Here is a 19,394-nt window from a genome sequence, read left to right on the forward strand (position 1 = left end):
GAAATCTGTGGTGTCGTTACCAGCGCTCGCCCAGCAGATTGGGCTGGATCCCTTTGACCGGCTTGCGGTTATCACCGCTGCCTTTGATCCCGGCCTCGAATTCGGAGCGGAAATATTTGATGGCGCTGGCGAGCGGCTCGACGGCGCCCGGTGCGTGGGCGCAGAATGTCTTGCCCGGGCCAAGGAAACCGCAGAGTTGCTCCAGGGTCGCCAGATCGCCGGATTGCCCTTCGCCACGTTCCAGTGCCCGCAGCAGCTTGACGCTCCAGGGCAGGCCGTCGCGGCAGGGCGTGCACCAGCCGCACGATTCGCGGGCGAAGAACTCCTCCATGTTGCGCAGCAGGGAGACCATGCTGATGGAGTCATCCACCGCCATGGCAAGACCAGTCCCCATCCGGGTGCCGACCTTGCCGATACCGGCGGTATACATCTGGGCATCGAGGTGCTCCGGCAGCAGGAAGCCGGTGCCCGCGCCGCCCGGTTGCCAGGCTTTCAGGCGATAGCCGCTCTTCATGCCGCCGGCGTAATTTTCAAACAGCTCGCGGGCGGTGATGCCAAAGGGCAGCTCCCAGACCCCGGGGTTGTTCACCTTGCCGGAGAAGCCCATCAGCTTGGTGCCGTGATCTTCCGAGCCCGGCAGCGCCAGCCCGTGATACCAGGCGACCCCGTTGCCGATAATGGCGGGGACGTTGCAGAGGGTTTCGACGTTGTTGACACAGGTGGGTTTGCCCCAGACGCCGGAAACGGCGGGGAATGGGGGTTTGGCACGCGGGTTGGCGCGGCGCCCTTCCAGCGAATTGATCAACGCCGTCTCTTCACCACAGATGTAGCGGCCGGCGCCGGTGTGGACGAACAGCTCGAAGTCAAAACCGGATCCCAGAATGTTCTTGCCCAGTAGACCGGCGGCCTTGGCCTCTTCCACCGCACGGCGCAGGTGGATGGCAGCATCTACATACTCGCCGCGCAGGAAGATATAGCCGCGATAGGCCTTGAGCGCCCGGGCCGAGATGATCATCCCCTCGATCAGCAGGTGGGGCAGTTGCTCCATCAGCAGGCGATCTTTCCAGGTGTTGGGCTCCATCTCGTCGGCGTTGCAGAGCAGGTAACGGATGTTCATGCTCTCGTCTTTGGGCATCAGCCCCCACTTCACGCCAGTGGGGAAGCCCGCACCGCCGCGCCCCTTGAGACCGGCATCCTTGACGGTGCTGACAATCTCGTCCGGGCTCATCTGGCCGAGCGCCTTGCGGGCGGCTTCATAGCCCTGTTTGGCCTGATACTCCTCCAGCCACACCGGCTGGCCGTCATCCCGCAGCCGCCAGGTGAGCGGGTGGGTCTCGGGGGCTCGCGGGGTGCGATTGGCGGTGCCAAGAGAGGCGAGGATCTTGTTTTGCGGCAGGCTCATGGGTAAGCCTCCAGCGTTTTCAGCAAGGTCACCGGATCGAGGCCGCCATAGGTGTCGTCATCGATCATGATGGCTGGCCCCTTGTCGCAGTTGCCAAGGCAGCAGACCGGCAGCAAGGTGAAGCGGCCATCCGGGGTGGTTTGACCGGGGCCGAGGTTCATCACCTCCTTGAGACCGGCCAGCAGATCTTCATGGCCATTGATGTAGCAGACCATGCTGTCGCAGACGCGGATGATGTGACGCCCCACCGGCTGGCGGAAGATCTGGCTATAGAAGGTGGCGACCCCCTCCACGTCGCTGGCGGGAATGCCGAGCTCGGCGGCGATGGCGTGAATGGCGCCGTCGGGTACCCAGCCTCTGGCCTGCTGCACGATCTTGAGCGCTTCGATGCTGGCGGCGCGGGGATCTTCGTAGTGGTGTTTCTCGTGTTCGATGGCATCGCGTTCAGCCTGGCTCAGAACGAAGTCGTCCTGTTTGCTGCTGCATGCCCCTTGCCCCTGTGGGGTCTGATTATTGTGACACTGACATTGCTGGCTCATGACTTGACCTTTGGTGGCTTGTCCTTTTACTGCTCGTTCGGTGATTCTAATTCCCGGCCATGGCCGGGAGGCGGGATCACTTAACGGTCCACATCCGACATAACGAAATCGATACTGCCCAGATAGACGATGAGGTCCGACACCATGCTGCCCTTGATCACCGAGGGGATCTGTTGCAGGTGAGCAAAGCTCGGGGTGCGGATCCGGGTCCGGTAGCTCATGGTGGAGCCGTCACTGGTCAGGTAGTAACTGTTGACCCCCTTGGTCGCCTCAATCATCTGGAACGACTCGGCAGCGGGCATCACCGGGCCCCACGACACTTGCAGGAAGTGGTTGATCAGGGTCTCGATGTGCTGCAGGGTGCGCTCTTTGGGCGGCGGTGTGGTGAGGGGGTGATCTGCCTTGAAGGGGCCCTCCGGCATGTTTTTCATGCACTGCTCGATGATCGACATGCTCTGGCGGATCTCCTCGATCCGCACGGTGGCTCTGTCGTAGGCATCGCCATTGCTGCCAACAGGCACTTCGAAGTCAAACTGGTCGTAGCCCGAGTAGGGGCGCCACTTGCGCACGTCGAAGTTGAGGCCGGTGGCGCGCAATCCGGCCCCCGTGGTGCCCCAGGACAACGCCTGCTCGGTGGTATAGGCAGAGACGCCTATGGTTCGACCGCGAAGAATGCTGTTGCGCATCGCCGCTTTTTCGTAATCCATCAGCCGCTTGGGCAGCCAGCTTAGCAGGTTGTCCTGCACCAGCCGCTGCCATCCCTTCGGCAGGTCGTGGGCCACACCGCCGATACGGAACCAGGCCGGGTGCATGCGGGCACCGGTGATCGCTTCGATGATGGTGTAGATCTTCTGCCGGTCGGTGAAGGTGAAGAAGACCGGGGTCATGGCCCCCACGTCCTGGATATAGGTCCCGAGGAACAAGAGGTGGCTCTGGATGCGGAACAGCTCCGCCATCATCACCCGGATCATGTCGACCCGCTGGGGCACCTTGATGCCAGCCAGCTTCTCGACCGCCAGCACATAGGGGAGGTTGTTCATCACCCCGCCCAGATACTCGACCCGGTCGGTATAGGGGATGTAACTGTGCCAGGATTGGCGCTCGCCCATCTTCTCGGCACCACGATGGTGATAGCCGATATCTGGCACGCAGTTGCGGATCTCCTCGCCATCGAGCTGCAACACCAACCGGAAGGCACCGTGGGCAGAGGGGTGATTGGGACCGAGGTTGAGGAACATGTAGTCCTCATTCTCGTTGCCGCGGGCCAGCCCCCACTCTTCCGGTTTGAACAGCAGGTTCTCCTGCTCCATGTCCTGTTTGGCGGCATCGAGCATGAAGGGATCGAATTCGGTAGCGCGCGCCGGGTAATCCTTGCGCAGCGGGTGACCCTGCCAGCTCTTGGGCATCATGATGCGGGTCAGATGGGGGTGGCCATCGAAGGTGATGCCCATCAGATCCCACACTTCCCGCTCGTACCAGTTGGCATTAGGGAAGTGGTTGGTGATGGTGGGCAGATGCAGGTCACTTTCGGCCAGCGCCACTTTCAACATCACATCGGCGTTACGGTCGATGGAGATGAGGTGATAGAAGACGGTGAAATCGCTCTGGGGCAGACCGTCGCGATGGCTGCGCAGCCGCTCATCGGTGGCGCTGAGATCAAACAGCATCACAAACGGGGAGGGCACCTTGCGCAAAAAGCCCATCACATCCTGCAGCAGTTCGCGGGGAAGCCAGACCACCGGCACGCCGGTGCGCGTGGTCTGCACGGTGAAGTGCTCGGCCCCGAAGTGGGCAAACAGTTCGCCAATGACTTTGGCATCCTTGTGGTCGCTGGGCTGCCACTGGGCCATGGCGTAATTGCTGGGAAAATCACGAGTCAGTTTCATGGTCAGATCTCATCCGGCGTGCGCAGGTTGGTCACATTGATCCGTTCGCCGCGCTTGCGCTCTTTTTCGGCCTGCATCTGGGGACGGTAGATCCCCTGATCGCCCACTACCCAGGAGAGGGGACGGCGCTCTTTGCCGATGGAGTCCTGCAGCAGCATCAGGGCTTGCAAAAAGGCTTCGGGACGGGGCGGGCAACCCGGAATGTAGACGTCGACCGGCAGGAACTTGTCTACCCCCTGCACCACTGAATAGATGTCATACATGCCGCCGGAGTTGGCACAGGCCCCCATGGAGATCACCCACTTGGGTTCGAGCAGCTGTTCATACAGGCGCTGGATGACTGGCGCCATCTTGATGAAGGGGGTCCCTGCAATCACCATGAAGTCGGCCTGACGGGGCGAAGCGCGGATAACTTCGGCGCCGAAGCGGGCCACATCGTGGGGGGAGGTGAAGGCGGTACACATCTCCACGTAGCAGCAGGAGATGCCGAAGTTGTAAGGCCAGAGGGAGTTTTTGCGGCCCCAGTTGACTGTGTCTTGCAGCACCTCCTCGAGACGGCCCATCATGATGCCGCGCGTCGCTTCTTGCGCCAGTGGGTCATCGACGGTCTGGCGCTGCTCCTGGGGGTAGCGCTCAACGGGTGCATCCGGGTCAATCCGGGTCAGGGTGTACTTCATGGTGCAACCTCAAGGAAAGGGTCTGTGGTTCAATCACTGTTTTTGTTGTTCAACTGCGGTTTGCGCGGTGACCAGTCCAGTGCGCCGATGCGCCAGAGGTAGATCAGGCCGATAAGCAGCAGTCCGATGAAAATGGTGGCTTCAATAAAGCCGACCCAGCCGCTCTCCCGCACGGAGACAGACCAGGCAAACAGGTAGAGCGCCTCGACGTCGAAGATGACGAAGAACATGGCGACCAGATAGAACTTGGCGGAAAAACGCAGGCGGGCACTGCCGACCGAGTCGACACCAGATTCAAATGGCTTGTTCTTGGTGCGGCCGTAGGCGCGACCTCCCAGCAGGGCAGCGAGGCCTATCATCACCAGACAGATGGTGATGGCACCGATGACATAAATGGCAAAAGCCCAATGTTGAGCAGAAATATCAGCAAACATAGAGGTTTTTCCTAACCAAATTAATCAAGCGACTTAACAATAATGTTACGCATTATGACACTTTCGCACTGATTTACATGTCATTTTTACGGGTTAATTATTAATCGGTTAACCGGTAATTAAATTTTGTTAAGAAGCGCACTTTTTTGCTGGTTATGGCGGGTGGGAAAGGCCTGGAAAGCGCAGAGAGCTGCTCCTCGTCATCACCTGAAAGGGGTAAATGCCGCGGGCGAAGCCGGATCAGGTCGGTATCGCGGGCAGGGGGCACAGGCGGGAGAAGAGCGTGATGGCGGGTTAGGTAGGGGGCGGCAAGAGCAATAAAAAGAGAGGCTTTCAAGCCTCTCCTGTCATAGCGTTCCGGTGTCGAGCGTGGGGCGGTCAGGGTTTATTGGCGACCAGCAAGACCTGGTCTGGGTAGGCGCCAATGGCGCGAAGACCGATATCTCCCGAGGTGATATCCAGATACGCCCGCTGACCATTGGCGGAGGTCACCGTGCTGCTCATCAGATAGACATAGCCCTCATTGACCTCTTTACCGCCCCCCGCCATGGCGCGCGGGAAAATGGCTTCATTGAGAGAGGGCTGGTAGCAGGCATGCTCGACCAGGGTTGCCAGCTCCTTGATGTCGGGCAGGCGCCACTGGCTGATACCGCCGAAGTGATAGAGTGCATGGCTGCTGTCACTGCGGATCCGCTCCGCCACTTGCAGCCCCTGCTGCCAGTAGTAAACGGTCGGTTCACCCAGGCAACTGCTGCCACTCCATGTCTGCCCCAGTTTGCATCGCATCCAGGTGAGGCCGGTGTGTTGATCCGTGACGGTGCCGTTGCCATGGTCAAGAAAACGGGCAGAGGGGGCGGTGCGATCCATGGTGTCATCACAAATGGCAGCACCGTGGGCCAGGGGGGCCATCAGTACCATCATGGCGAACGAAAAGCGATAAAGGCTCATGATATTCCTCGGATTATTGGGGAGTAGCGACCAGTCGTACTTGCATCAGCTCGATATATTCATCTTGCTGCACTCGCGCGGGATAGGTGGTGCCCGCATCTTCTCCCAAGAGCAGGACTGTGCGTTTGCTGATGGGGCCACCGGAGAAGCGCTGGGCGGTGTTGCTGGTGGCGCTCCAGTAGTAGCCATGGTAGGTGTCATCTTCCGAGGAGGCGATATCCGGGAAGTAACGGGTATCCACGATGATGCGCTGACCCAGCGGGTCCTTGGCCAGGCTACCGTAGTGCATCAGTGACATCAGCTCACCCATGGTGGGCAGCCGCCACTGGCTGATGCCGCAGCGCTGCTCGCCATTGAGCCACTGCTGATACGCGCGGGTGGTCAGCATGGTGGTCAGCGCCTGTGCCCGGGCGAGGGCCGCCAGATCTCCTTCGGCGGTGAGCTGTTCGATCCTCTTATGAATATGCTGGTAGGCCTCTTGCTGCTCGCCTGCGGTCGCCTTGAACTGCTCATCCTCATAGGCAAAGGGTCTGCTTTTCCAGTCAGGACTCAAGGGATCATCCGATTTGACCTCCCACACCAGACCGGTATTGAGATCCTTGACGCACTGCCAGCTCGGCGCGTTGTCGGGGAGCACCTGACCGCGATCATCGAGCTTGCGATAGGCAAGTTGGGGACGAGTGCGATTCCAGCTGGCATCTTGTCCCGGATAGTCGGCGGGTTCCTGTTCCAGCAGCGGGTCGTTGCCATCGCTAAAGGTGGTGACGCCGGTGACGGTCAGCAGGTTGCGTGGCTGCTGCTGCACCAGCAGGGCCAGCAGCTCTCTTTGGGTCTCTTCAGCAAACTGGCCGTTGCGTTGCCACTCCTGAGCCAATTGCGCCAGCATCAGGCTGATGGCGCGATAGCTGGTGGTGAGCAACTGGGTCTCCTTGGCGTTGGCAAGTCGTGCGCGGGCCTGTTGCTGCAAGCTGATCGCCACCTGCTGCAGCGCCTGATCAAACTGGCCGAGGCCCGCGAGGGCGGCGCGGTCGCTGCCCGGTTGCAGCGGGGCGAGATCGGCCAGCAGCAGTGACAGAGCGCGATCGGCGGCCACCCCTTCGGCAATGCGGCTCTGCCACAGGGTACTGAGCAGGGTTGGTTGCAGCCGTTGTGGATCCCCTTTGGCGGCCGGATGCGCCAGCAGCAGGCCTCCGCTCCTCGGTACGAACAGCAGGGGCGAGTTGACGATGTTGGCCGAACGGCTGACCAGGGCCACCGCTCCTTCGCCGCTGACGGCAGGGTCGGCAGGATCACATTGCCAGTTCTGATCCAGATCGGCGCACAGGGTACCTGCGGTTGGCAGGGCGACATCGACCCGGTAGTCCGGGATCGCCAGTGGTGCGTTATCTTCCCCGCCGCCACAGGCGCTGAGCAGGGCTGAGAGGGTTGCAATAACCAGTACGGATGGTTTCACTTCACATTCCTTGATTCGGTCACAGGTTCACGGGGGCGGTAACCCCCGTGGTACAGGATTCAATGGCGCGGGGTGCTCCGGCGCCAGAAGCGGGACCAGAGGGCCAGCAACAGCAGCAGGGGGGAAGCCGTGCCGCCACCCCCTTCATCCTGTTCAAGGGGGATGACGCCGGTGTTGGGCTGGGCTTCATCCTTGTCGCAGCGGGCGCCGACTTGCTGGGCGACCCGCCAGTTGCGCAACTGACCGCTGTCACCGGCGCTGGTGTCGTTGATCTCCAGCAGCCAGCGGCCAGCGAGCGGTTCGCCGTGCAGCTTGTCCAGCGATTCGAACGGTACCAGTTCACGGGGAAACTCCCCCTTAAGCCGGGTATGGCTGGCGTAACCCTTGTTCCACAGGCTAATCCGGGTGCCGTAAGGGGAGGTGAGCCAGATCTCCAGCTGCTCCAGCTTGCTGTGCTCCAGATCGAGGGCGACCACGAATCCGCTGTCGATGCGGGCCTTGCTCTCGGGCAAGGTGAGGGTGAAGCGGGACAGGCCGTGCCGTTCATCGCTCACCGCATCCTTGATCTGGCCACCCTGGCCGATGGCACGCTGCCAGAGCGGTTCACCGATCGGCAGTTGCAGGTCAAGACGGGTCTGGCGCTCGGTGGGGCTGGGCAGGGTGAGCTGGAACTGCAGCGGCAAGGTGACTGCCTCGCCACAGGTCAGGTTGCTCGCTGCTTCCAGCGGCAGGGTCCAGCGGGCGGTGCCATCGGCGTTGAGCTCTCCCTGCCAGTGACCGTCACCCATGAGCCCCTTGGTCGGGAGCTGGCTGGCGTCAGCCACGGTCAGGGGGCGGCCGCTCTGGTTGGTCAATTCGATGGCGAGGCTCTTTTTCTCCCCGGGCAACAGGTAGCTGTCATCGGCAAGGCGGGCCGCGATGGGCGTGGGCAGCAGGGCGTGGTGGCGGAAGGCCTGCTCCAGCAGCTTGCCATAACTGCGATCCGGATAGAGGCGGTTGGCGGTATCCACGGTGACCCGCGCCAGCTGGGGCATCCGCACCTGCGGGCCGAGGCCGAAGTGGGATTCAATCAGCAGGGTATCGAACTCGTCACGGGCTACCTCGCCATATTGTTCAACGGCCTGGCGCAGCGCGGTGAAGAGCGGGGTGCCCCACAGCTGGTCGCCGTTGCTGCCGTTGATGGTGAGGTGAGCCGGATAGAGGAAGCCCGGATGATAGCGCGCCCGCAGATCATCGAGCTGACGGGGTGTCCGGCCGCTGATCCTGGCATCCCAGTTGAAGACCATGAAAGGCTCGAACTGGCGGGCTTCGGGACTGCGCTGGCGCCAGCTGGCGGCCAGATAGTCGCTAAAGCCCTCGCCGATGGCGCCCCAGTCCCCCTCTTCTCCCATGTCGGGCAGGATATGGTGCTGCACCGCATGGCCAAATTCGTGCCAGATCACCATGGGATCTTCCGCGTCGGGCACCCCTATCCGGCCAATTTCCAACCGGCGCAGGAAGGGGTCATAGAGGGAGTTGTCCTGCTCCCCGGCATCGGTATCGATGGCCAGGGGGCCGCCCATCAGCGTCGGGTAGCCAAGGGATTCCACATGGCGCTGGGCCAGATCCAGATGGTAGTAGCCATTGATATCGAGGAAGGCGGGCTGCTGGTGATCCAGCTGGAAGCCATCGGCATCAGGGCTGCTAAAGGGGGCAGTTTCCGGCGCCGTGCCATCCACGAACCGGGCGCGTGGGCCACTCAGCTGGTAGGTGTCATCCACCTTTTGTACCGTGAGCGGCACGGTGCGATAGGCCCGGTTGTCCAGCACCAGATCGTGGCGCCACAGCAGGTTGCCATCTTGCAGTTGGGTGCGTGGGTCGAGGGCAAAGATACGGGCCTGCACCGTGGCCGCTTCCCCTGCCAGCGGGACCGCTTCGGCACGGGTGTTGGCCTCTTGCAGCGTGCGCCCCAGCAGGGCGCTGCCATCGCAGGTGACAAACAGTTGCCAGTGGCTGCTCTTGCTGTTGCCCGGCTGGCTTTCCACCGCCAGCAGACGCCAGGCCGCAGTCAGGGTGTCGCCATCCTGCCAGTACCAGGGCTGGGCTTCGTCACTGCCAGCGAATTGCCACACCGTACCATCCAGCGTGGCGGTATAGGCATCCACCCCGGCGCGGCTTGCTTCATCACATGGCGTCGCCTGTGCCTGCATCAGCCGGGTATTGTGATAAAGGCGCCACGGGCGACCCTGCTCATCGAGACTGACGGCGGCCATCAGGCCGGCGATCGGTGCGCCATTGAGCTGCTGGCGATAATGCAGATAGTGGCCCAGCTTGCCTTGGCGCTGATAGGCCGGGGCATCACTCAGGGTGACGCCGAGCTGCTGTTCGAGCCAGAGGCGGGTATCGGCCGGGGCGTCCTGTTCGACAAAACGCAGTTCGGCGGCCTGAGTGGAAAAGCCAGCCAGCCCCAGCAAGAGGGCGGGCAACAGGGGTTTCATAGTGGTACTCCCAATCAGCGGCAGGGTCATTGATTGATCCCCGCCAGATGCAACAAGAAGGCAAATTCACGAGCCCGATCGCCACCACCGGCGCGGTGGCCTCCCTCCAGTTCGGTCAGCAGCAGGTAGGGGCCGGAGCCCGTGCTGTGCTCCCGCAGGCGGGCCAGCCACTTGACCGGCTCCCAGTAGGGCACCTGGCTGTCGTGCAGGGCGGTAGTGACCAGCAGGGACGGGTAGGGGGCGCGGTGCAGGTTGTCGTAGGGGCTGATGCGGCGCATCGCCTGATACTCTGCGGGCTTGGCCGGGTTGCCCCACTCCTGATACTCCTGACGGGTCAAGGGGAGGGCGGGATCACTCATGGTGCCGAGCATATCGACGAAGGGGACCTGCAACACGGCGCCGCTAAAGAGTGTCGGTTGCTGGTTTAGGGCCGCAGCAACCAGTGTGCCCCCCGCGCTGCCCCCCATGGCAAACAGGGGCAGGGGAGCAGAGTCGGGCGACCAGTGGCGCAGGGTGTTGCCGGCAGCGATAAAGTCGCTGATGCCGTTCTGCTTGTGGATGCCCCGCCCGTCGCGGGTCCACTGCTCCCCCAGCATGCCGCCGCCGCGCACATGGGCAATGGCGTAGACAAAGCCCCGATCCAGCAGGCTCAACAGCTCTTTCTGGTAGTAGGGGCGCATCGGCGTGCCATAGGCGCCATAGCCGTAGAGCAGTACGGCGCGAGGGGCCAGATCCTTGCGCCACACCAGCGAGACAGGCACCCGGGTGCCATCGGCAGAGGTGATCCAGCGCCGCTCGCTCTGATAGGGCAATGCTTTATTGCCTGCGGTGTGCTGGTCGTTGATCCAGTGGCCGCTGGTCAAATCCAGCCAGCGTTGGCCGGGGGGCTGACTCAAGCCCTGACTGCGCACCAGAATGCGGTCGCTGGCCGGGTCATGTTCTCCTTGCAGCCAGCCGGTACCGGCGCCACTGGCCAGCGGCAGGCGCTGGCGTTCATGGCCGTTGCGATCGAGCAGGGCGAGCCAATCCTCCCCCTGCTGGCGAAACTGCACCACCAGATGGCGATCAAACAGTCGCCACTTCTCGGGATCGCCGAGATCCGCCCCTTTGGCGGGCCACAGGCGCTGCCACTCACCGAGCGGCGTGCTGGCTGAGTAGAGGGCAAACGCCCCCTCCCGGTTGCTCTTGATCACCCAGCCAGACTGGCTGTCCAGATAGTATTCCACCCCGCGCTGGCGGGGTTTGACCTGCTGCGGCTTGCCCGAGTCGAGCAGGTACTGCTCCGAGCTGTCGTGGTTGTTGCCCTGCAACACCAGATGCTGGCCATCCGTGGTGCGATAGAGGCTGAGCAGCCAGGCGGGATCCTGCTCCTCATAGAGAGTCTGCTCCTGGCCATCCTGCCAGCCGCGCAGCTGCCAGGGGCGCAGGGTGTAGCGCTCGTTGGCGATGGTGTAGAGGGTGCGACCATCTTGTGACCAGGCGAGATCAGCGCTGCGCTGCGCCAAACTGGCCAGCGCCTTGCCGCTTTGGAGATCGAGCAGGGTGACCTGATAGTCGAGATCGCCGCGCCTGTCTTCGGCGATGACCAGTGTGCGGTTATCCGGGCTCAGGGCCCAGCCGCCCGCTTCGTAATAGCCCTCGCCCGCTCTGGCGGGAAGCCGTTGCTGCACCTTGCCCCCGTGGCGTTGCCAGAGTGAGCCATCCGGGCGCAGCAGCCATGCCTGATCGCCGCGGACAAGCCAGTTCTCTGGCACAGATTCCCCCGCCGGATGACGGGCAAACTCGGCGCGCAAGGTCGCTTCCAGCGGCTGCTGGGTGGCGAGTTGCTGCTCGCTCCAGCGATTTTGCTGCTTGAGCAGGGCGAGAATGGCCGGGTTGCTACGGCTCTCGTCCCGCAACCAGAAGTAGGGATCCTGGCGTACGGGATTGCCTGAAATCAGGTGCGATTGGGACGGGATCGGCGGTGGCAGGGCCTCTTGCGCCCACGCCAACGGGGCGGCCAACAGGGCCGCCATGATTGCATGATGTTTCATCACATCCCCACGAAACGGTAGCTGAGGCTGGCTGACAGGTAGCGGCCGCTCTGGCTGTAGAGGGAGGTATCGCTGCCAGCCGGAAGTCCGGCCACATCCTGATAGCGGACGTAGCGGGTATCGAGCAGGTTGCCGATGGTGGCATTGACCTTGAGCGCCTCGGTGATCTGCCAGTCGCCGGTGAGATCAAGGCTGAACCAGCCTGCGCTGCTCTGACAGGCACCGTTGTAGCCAGTCTGCGCATTGGCGCACTGTGGCACCTTGGTCATGGCGGCGGCATAGTTGCCACTGAGCTCAACCCCCCAGTCGAGCTGTTGCCAGCGCAGGGTGGTGTTGCCTTCCAGCGGTGTCTGGGTGCGCAGCGGCTCACCGCGGTGATCCTTGCCATCCATCCAGGCCAGATTGGTCGAAAGCTCCCACTCGTCGCTCAGCCAGAGGCTGGCGGCCAGCTCGGCGCCCCAGGTTTCTGCTTTGGCGACGTTGCGATACTGGCGCAGGAAGACACCGTCATCGAGGCGAAAACCGGTCTGGCGCCAGTCGATGAAGTTGTAGTAGCGGTTGTAGAAAACGGCCGGTTTGACGCTCCAGTTGTCGCTTTGGCCATTCACTCCCCACTCCAGACTGTGGCTGGTCTCCTCCTTGAGGTTGGGGTTGGCAATGATCTCGAACGGCGGCATGGCAAAGTAGTGAGGAATGTTGCCGTAAACCTGATCGTAAGCGGGGGCGCGGAAGCCGTTGGCATAGCTGAGCCAGCTGCGCCATGTTTCGTTGAAGCGGTAACTGGCCGCCACACTGGGGGAGATGTGGTCGCTGTGGTTCTCGGCCAGATTGCTGTCCGGTGCGCGCAGGCGCTGGCGGTCAAAGCGCAGGGTCGGGGTAAACTGCCAGCTGCCCAGATCGATCACATCGCTCAGCCAGATGCCATCGCGGCGGGTCTCTGCCTTGCTGAAGGGGGCTTTCTGTCCCTGGGTGGTGATGCCATCTTCCAGGGTCATATTGCTGACCGGCCGCTCGTGGTTGGCCTGCTCCAGCTCCACACCGTAGCTGAAGGTGTGATCCAGCGAGCCGGTGCTCAGCTTGCTCTGCAACTCCAGCTCGCTGCCAAGGCGCAGCTCCTCGAACGTGGAGAGGGTGCGCTGGCTGCGATATCTGGGATAACCGCTCAGGGCATCGTTGCGCAGCAACTGGCGCTGGTTGGCTTCGTTGCGGGACTGATTGCCAAACAGGCTCCAGTTGAGGGTCTCGACCATGCCCAGATCGCTGGCTTCCCAGCTGAACTTGCCGCCCTGGGTGCGCTGATCGCCATCTTCCTTAAAACCGACCACGTCCCAGCTGCCATCGGGTTGGGGCACCGCTTTTGGCCCCATCTGGCGTTTGGCGTGATCCTCGTAGTAGTCCAGCTCCAGCCGCAGAGCGTGATGGGCATTGAGGGGGAGGCGGCTGCTGGTGGAGGCACTCATGCCATCCAAATCAGCCGGAATGCGGTTCTCTTCAAAGTTGGCGGTTTCGTTGCCACGCCAGCCGGAGAGGCGTAACAGATGTTCGCTCTCCAGTGCCCGCACCGCGCCGGTCATGCTGAGCTTCTTCTTGTTGCTGTCGCCACCGTAGAGGGTCTTGGCCGCCAGATAGCTATCTTGCTGTTGCAGATAATCTTCCGGCTGCTTGGTATTCATCACCACGGTACCGCCGATGGCATCGGAGCCATGCAGGGAGGAGCCGGCCCCCTTGGCCACCTCAATCTGTTTGATGTCATCGAGATCGAAGTTGAAGCGACCCACCTTGTCATTGATGTTGTCGGCGCCAAAGCCGTCACTGACGCGCACCCCATCCTTGATCAGCAGGATACGGTTGCCACCGATGCCGCGCACGCTGATGTTTTGCGGTCGCCCGGCAGAGCCGGTGACCGAGACACCGGGGATCTTGCGAAACACATGAGTCAGCTCGCTGGCGACCTGACGGTCCAGCTCTTCCTGGGTGATGACGGTGATGGAGCCGGAGACATCGGAGAGTTTCTGTTGTACCCGTTGCCCGGTGACAATGATGGTGTCGTCGCTGCGCGCCTTCTCCACAGGGGGAAGATCGGCCGCGCCAGCGGAGGCACACAGGAGTGCCGGCCATGCCTGAAGCAGTTTGTTCATAATGATAATTGTTTTTATTTAAGCCTGAGGGGCGGCATTATTGCAGAGGCCTGACCACTTGACAATAAATAGCAATCATTATCATTAAGATCTTATGGTGTTGATATTATTGAGTTATTTGTTTTTAAAAAGAGGCTCCCGCGCGAAGCGGGAGCGGGGGGATCAGGGCTTGAGCAGTTGCAGCGACTCTTCTGCGGCCTTGCCTTGGGAGAGGGTGATATCGACCCGGCGGTTCGCCTGGCGATGTTCTGGGGTGTCATTGGCAAAGCGGGGTTGGGTGTCGGCAACACCCTGAGCGATGACTCGTCTGGCATCCAGCTGGGGGTTGGTCAGCATGGTCTGCACGATGGAAGAGGCCCGCAGCACCGAGAGCTCCCAGTTGTTGCGATAGAGCTCCACCGGCGCCTGGGAGTTGTCGGTATGACCGGTGACCACTACCTGCCCCGGGATGTTGGCCAAAATGCCGGCGATCTTGTTGACCAGCGGGATGAACTGGGGCTGCAGGAACGCCGAATCGGCGGGAAACAGCGCCTTCTCGCCGATGCGGATCACCAGCTGACTGCCAAGCTGCTCGACCTCCAGATCCTTCGATTCAATCTGGGCCTTTAGCTGCTGCTCCAGCTTCTGCTTGGTCACCTGCACCCACTCCTGCTCCTTGGTCTTGTGGGGCCAGGCTTCGGTGGCGCTCGGTTTTTCCGAGGCACCTATGGTCTCGTTGAAGGGGTCCGATGCCGCCATGGGGGCATCTTTCTCCAGCACTGTCTCCTCTTTCGGGCTGCTCGGCGTAGTTTTTGATTCTGGCTCGAGAATCCCTGTGCCCCCCTGCATCAAGGGGGAGCCGGCAGGCGGGGAGATGAGGCCGATTTTACCCAGCGACTCGATAAAGCCCTGGATAAGCACCCGGGTTTCGGACTGTTTGGCCATGGCAAAGGAGTAGAGCACCACAAACAGGGCGAACAGCAGGGTCATGAAATCGGCATAGGAGACCAGCCAGCGTTCATGGTTCTCCGGTGCTTCAGCCTTTTTCTTTTTCGCCACCGTGACCTCCCAGATAAGGTTCGAGGGTAACTTGCAGGCGTGCCTGGGACTCGCCATCCACGATGCAGAGAATGCCGGTCAGGGTCATCTCCTTGTAGTGGCGGATCTGGTGGGCAAACCCTTTGTAACGGTTGCCGAACGGCAAGAAGATCAGGTTGGCGGCGGATACCCCGTAGATAGTGGCGATAAAGGCCACGGCGATGGCGCCGCCCAGCTTGTCGGGGGCATCCAGCAGACCCATGGCGTGGATCAGGCCAAACACCGCGCCGACGATCCCCATGGTCGGGCAGTAGCCGCCCATGGCTTCGTAGAATTTGACCGTCTGTTCGAGATCTTCCTGCTCGAACTCGATCTCGTTCTCCAGCACCTCGTGTATCTTGGTCTTTTCGTAACCATCAACCATCATCTGCACCCCTTTCTTCAGGAAAGGATCCTTGATCTCGTCGATCATCCCTTCCAGCGCCAGCATGCCGCTGCGGCGGGCGTTGCCTGCCAGGGTCTCCAGCAACTGGGCCTGTTCATGCATATCGAGCTTGAGGGGGGAGAGCAGCCATTTGAAACGCTTCATGGTGCTGCCGACGACGGAGAAAGGGAACTGGGTCAGCGCAGCACCTATGGTGCCACCGATCACAATGAGGAATGCGGGCAGATCGAGCAGTGCACTGGGGTGCCCCCCCTCGATCATGTTGCCGCCAAGGATGGCGATCAACGCCAGCACCAAGCCAATCAAGCTCATTTTTTACACGTCCCTGTATGGTGATAATCGCTAGTGTAGCTAGTTAAGTATCAGTTTTTCAAAATGATATCCAATCGCTGAGCAATTAATCGGCGTGGTATGTGGCAACGGGTGTGGCGCACAACGCTGGGGGTGCTGAGTGCTGTTATGGCATCTGTGGCTAGAGACTGATCCCATAAGAGCAAGGAGCGAAACAAGCAGTGCGCAATCATCCAGATCCGGGAATCCATGTCGCCCAATAAAGAGCTTCTCCTCTCGGGACCATGTCCTAGTGATTAGGTGAACGTGCTTATAAAGAAGGCGACCATAAGGTCGCCTTCTTGTTTCGTATTTTGCAGAGCATGGTTCGATGCCAGAGTGGCTATCAGAGCACCATGGCGGCAATCCAGCCGAAGATCACCAGCGGGATGTTGTAGTGAATAAAGGTGGGCACCACGCTGTCCCAGATATGGTCATGCTGGCCATCGGCGTTGAGGCCGGAGGTGGGGCCCAGAGTTGAATCAGATGCAGGTGAACCCGCATCCCCCAGCGCGCCTGCGGTACCGACCAGGGCGATGATCGCCATCGGTGAGAAGCCGAGCTGCAGACAGAGCGGCACATAGATGGTGGCGATGATGGGCACGGTGGAGAAGGAGGAGCCGATCCCCATGGTGATGAGCAGGCCAACCAGCAGCATCAGGAAGGCGGCGATCCCCTTGTGCTGACCGATGCCGGAGGCGACCACCTGAACCAGAGAGTCGACCCCGTGGGTCGCCTTCATCACGGCGGCAAAACCGGCGGCGGAGATCATGATGAAGCCGATCAGCGACATCATCCGCACCCCCTGGGTGAAGGCATCTTGGCTTTCGCGAAACTTGATGACGCCGCCGCAGGTGAAGATGACAAAACCGGCTAGCGCACCCAGTACGATGCTGTTGGTCATCAGTTGCAGCCCCAGCGCTACGCCAATGGCCAGCAGGGCCACCCAGATGTGGGTGAGGTTGAGCTCGACCGCTTCGGGCTCGGCATCCAGGATCTTGGCCAGATCGTACTGGCGCGGTTTGCGATAGCTGATGAATACCGCAATCAGCAGGCCCAGTACCATACCGGCAACCGGAATGGCCATCGCCAGCGGGATCTGGCTGGTGGTGATGGGCACGCCGTTATCGATCAGGTTCTTGGCCAGAATGTTATTCAGGAAGATGCCACCAAAGCCGACTGGCAGCACCATATAGGTAGCTGTCAGGCCAAAGGTGATGACACAGGCCACCTGACGACGGTCGATCTGCATCTGCGCCATCACATGCAGCAGCGGCGGGATCAGGATGGGAATAAAAGCGATGTGAACCGGGATCAGGTTCTGGGACGAGATAGCCACGGCCAGCACGGAAGAGAGCAGCAGGGTTTTGACCCACATGATGCGGGTCGAGCTGGCATCCTTGCCCAACTGGCTGATCACCTTGCGGGCCAGCAGGTCGGTGATCCCGGAGCGGGAGATGGCAACTGCAAAGGCGCCCAGCATGGCGTAGGAGAGGGCAATCTCGGCGCCACCGCCCAGGCCACCGCTGAAGGTGGTGAGGGTATCTGTCAACGACAACCCGCCCACCAGACCGCCCGCAATGGCACCCAGCGCCAGGGAGACCACCACATTGATCCGCAGCAGACTGAGCACTAGCATCAGCCCGACTGCGATAACAACTGGATTCATTTGATTTCCTTATAGTTTGTTATTGCTGTCTGTCATGTGAAGGGGAGTTAGTTTGCGAAAAATGTGACAAATGTCGAGAAAAAAATCAGTCAAACCCCTCATATTGCAGCAGCATGTGGCACAAGGTTGCTCAACCTGAGGGTTTGTGACCTGTTTGTCTCCGCGCATCCCGCGCTCAGCGGTGGATAGTGACCTTGATAGCGATTTCCGGTGCGCTGTGCAATCAATCACTTCCCCAAAAAGCGAAGGCTGCCAGTGGCAGCCTTCATCCGTTTATTCTTGTCCCTCATCATCGGTAGGGGCATCGGTTGTGTCATCATCCGGATGCGCAGGCGGCCAACCCCCCATGCTCTTCCAGCGGTTAACGATATGACAGAACAGCTCTGTGGTGCGTTCGGTGTCATAGAGGGCAGAGTGCGCCTCTTTATTGTCAAACGGGATGCGGGCGCTCTGGCACGCCTTGGCCAGCACGGTCTGACCCAGCGCCAATCCGGAGAGAGCCGCGGTGTCGAAGGTGGCAAACGGGTGGAACGGATTGCGCTTGAGGCCAGCGCGCTCGGCGGCAGCCATCACGAAGCCGTGATCGAAGGTGGCGTTGTGGGCCACTATGATGGCGCGGCCGCAATCCTGCTCCTTCATCCCCTTGCGGATCCCCTTGAAGATCTCGGTCAGTGCCTCTTTTTCCGAGACAGCGCCACGCAACGGGTTGTAGGGGTCGATGCCGGTGAACTCCAGCGCAGCCTTTTCCAGGTTGGCCCCTTCGAAAGGCTCGACATGAAAGTGGAATACCTGATCGGGAACGAGCCAGCCCTGCTCATCCATTTTCAGGGTGTAAGCCGCGATTTCGAGCAGGGCATCGGTCTTGGCGTTGAACCCGGCTGTTTCAACATCGATGACGACGGGGTAAAAACCACGGAAACGGCCCTTGAGGGTATGAACTGCGTCGGTCATGGGATCTCGGTCGGGATAAAATGAGGCGGCATTATGGCAAAAAAGCACAGGCTTGTCCTCCCATCCCACGCAGTTGGCCGCGGCAAGATGGCGCGCGATTCAATATCTGTGCAGCCACCAGCGGGCGGCAATCAGCGCCGTGAGCGTACCCAGCAGGGCGCTGGCCAGCACATCCACCGGCCAGTGCATCCCCATCACCATGCGCGACAGACCAACCCCCAGCGCCCACAAAGGCAGCAGCCAGACGCCTGTGGGGGCGCGGGCCAGCCAGATAAGGCCGAAAAATTGGGCCAGGCTGATGGCGGCGATACTGTGGCCGGAGGGGAAGGCGTAGTTCACCTCGGCCTGCCAGTGGTGGCCGAGCCACTCAGGCAGGGCCAGCAACTGGCTGGCGGCATGAACCTGTTCACTGCGCACATCGATGCTACTGGCGTAGAAGTGCTTGATGGCCGGGATCAGCGACTGACTCTCCAGCCAGATCAGATAGGGTCTGGGCTCTTCGGTCAGGTGTTTGATCAGGCTCTTGAGCACCCAGTCGCTGGCGAGCAGGGCTGCCAGCGCGCATCCCAGCGCAATGAAGGGGGTAAGCTTCAGTTTGAGTTTGTAGCGGGTCAGCAACAGCAAGAGGGCGCCACTGACCCCGATCCCGGGAATATCGACCATGCGGGTGAGGGCGTATGACCACCATAGCCAGCCTGATTGCAGGGAGTCGATCAGAAAAGGCTGCCAAGGCAGGGTGGCGAGCAGCAGCAGGGGCAGGATCAGCAGGGCAGTGAATCCAAGCACCTGACTGCGGGTGAGTGAGGAGACAGAGAGCGACGAGAAATGTGGCGGCATGGTGGGTGTGGTCGATCGCGAAAAAGAGGGGCATTGTGCCACCGTGACATGCCCGGACAAAGCCGATCAGCACGTTTGTTACCTCTGCTTACACATTTGTGGCGACATCCTCGGTTTGAACAGCAGGAGAGAGTGGCCACCGAACAATGTGGTCCCCT

The 19,394-nt window shown here is 61.1% G+C and carries 16 protein-coding genes; all 16 read right to left on the reverse strand.

Going from position 1 to position 19,394, the window contains the following annotated elements:
- Positions 1–16: 16 nt before the first annotated feature.
- Positions 17–1,402, reverse strand: coding sequence for an NADH-quinone oxidoreductase subunit NuoF (nuoF, locus tag G5332_RS00280; protein WP_139463864.1), 1,386 nt, complete (start codon positions 1,400–1,402; stop codon positions 17–19).
- Positions 1,399–1,941, reverse strand: coding sequence for an NADH-quinone oxidoreductase subunit NuoE (nuoE, locus tag G5332_RS00285; RefSeq protein WP_005337236.1), 543 nt, complete (start codon positions 1,939–1,941; stop codon positions 1,399–1,401). The genes nuoF and nuoE overlap by 4 nt, the downstream gene beginning before the upstream one ends.
- A gap of 80 nt (positions 1,942–2,021) precedes the next feature.
- Complete coding sequence (nuoC, locus tag G5332_RS00290) at positions 2,022–3,827, reverse strand: NADH-quinone oxidoreductase subunit C/D (protein WP_040067274.1); 1,806 nt, start codon at positions 3,825–3,827, stop codon at positions 2,022–2,024.
- Positions 3,828–3,829: 2 nt separating this feature from the next.
- Positions 3,830–4,504 carry a NuoB/complex I 20 kDa subunit family protein gene (locus G5332_RS00295; protein ID WP_005344917.1) on the reverse strand — a complete coding sequence of 225 codons (675 nt, stop codon included), beginning with the start codon at positions 4,502–4,504 and terminating at the stop codon, positions 3,830–3,832.
- Positions 4,505–4,533: 29 nt separating this feature from the next.
- Positions 4,534–4,938, reverse strand: a complete 405-nt coding sequence (locus G5332_RS00300; protein WP_005344919.1) for an NADH-quinone oxidoreductase subunit A — start codon at positions 4,936–4,938, stop codon at positions 4,534–4,536.
- A 100-nt stretch (positions 4,939–5,038) separates the two neighbouring features.
- Positions 5,039–5,275 (reverse strand): hypothetical protein, encoded by a 237-nt coding sequence (locus tag G5332_RS00305; protein ID WP_371167836.1) that lies wholly within the window; start codon positions 5,273–5,275, stop codon positions 5,039–5,041.
- Positions 5,276–5,316: 41 nt separating this feature from the next.
- Positions 5,317–5,886: a DUF1566 domain-containing protein gene (locus tag G5332_RS00310; protein WP_371167837.1), complete on the reverse strand. Its 570-nt coding sequence runs from the start codon at positions 5,884–5,886 to the stop codon at positions 5,317–5,319.
- A 13-nt stretch (positions 5,887–5,899) separates the two neighbouring features.
- Positions 5,900–7,339: a DUF1566 domain-containing protein gene (locus G5332_RS00315; protein ID WP_111899620.1), complete on the reverse strand. Its 1,440-nt coding sequence runs from the start codon at positions 7,337–7,339 to the stop codon at positions 5,900–5,902.
- Positions 7,340–7,398: 59 nt separating this feature from the next.
- Positions 7,399–9,846, reverse strand: a complete 2,448-nt coding sequence (locus G5332_RS00320) for a proprotein convertase P-domain-containing protein (protein WP_421311013.1) — start codon at positions 9,844–9,846, stop codon at positions 7,399–7,401.
- Positions 9,843–11,849: a prolyl oligopeptidase family serine peptidase gene (locus G5332_RS00325; RefSeq protein ID WP_421311014.1), complete on the reverse strand. Its 2,007-nt coding sequence runs from the start codon at positions 11,847–11,849 to the stop codon at positions 9,843–9,845. The genes G5332_RS00320 and G5332_RS00325 overlap by 4 nt, the downstream gene beginning before the upstream one ends.
- Positions 11,849–13,987 carry a TonB-dependent hemoglobin/transferrin/lactoferrin family receptor gene (locus G5332_RS00330; protein ID WP_421172206.1) on the reverse strand — a complete coding sequence of 713 codons (2,139 nt, stop codon included), beginning with the start codon at positions 13,985–13,987 and terminating at the stop codon, positions 11,849–11,851. The genes G5332_RS00325 and G5332_RS00330 overlap by 1 nt, the downstream gene beginning before the upstream one ends.
- Before the next feature lie 162 nt (positions 13,988–14,149).
- On the reverse strand, positions 14,150–15,025 hold the full coding sequence (locus tag G5332_RS00335) for a flagellar motor protein MotB (RefSeq protein WP_101529948.1): 876 nt from the start codon (positions 15,023–15,025) through the stop codon (positions 14,150–14,152).
- Entirely contained in the window at positions 15,003–15,761 is a 759-nt protein-coding gene (locus G5332_RS00340; RefSeq protein WP_040067282.1) for a flagellar motor protein, read from the reverse strand. Before G5332_RS00340 ends, G5332_RS00335 begins: the two co-directional genes overlap by 23 nt.
- 364 nt (positions 15,762–16,125) lie before the next feature.
- Complete coding sequence (locus G5332_RS00345; RefSeq protein WP_005344933.1) at positions 16,126–17,448, reverse strand: Na+/H+ antiporter family protein; 1,323 nt, start codon at positions 17,446–17,448, stop codon at positions 16,126–16,128.
- A 273-nt stretch (positions 17,449–17,721) separates the two neighbouring features.
- The gene (gene rnt / locus G5332_RS00350) at positions 17,722–18,399 is read right to left on the reverse strand and encodes a ribonuclease T (RefSeq protein ID WP_160880297.1); all 678 of its coding nucleotides are present in this window, start codon (positions 18,397–18,399) and stop codon (positions 17,722–17,724) included.
- A 99-nt stretch (positions 18,400–18,498) separates the two neighbouring features.
- Positions 18,499–19,236, reverse strand: a complete 738-nt coding sequence (locus G5332_RS00355) for a phosphatase PAP2 family protein (RefSeq protein ID WP_421172205.1) — start codon at positions 19,234–19,236, stop codon at positions 18,499–18,501.
- Positions 19,237–19,394 lie beyond the last annotated feature (158 nt).

The sequence above is a fragment of the Aeromonas sp. 603757 genome (assembly GCF_049171255.1).
Classification (GTDB): domain Bacteria; phylum Pseudomonadota; class Gammaproteobacteria; order Enterobacterales; family Aeromonadaceae; genus Aeromonas; species Aeromonas veronii_A.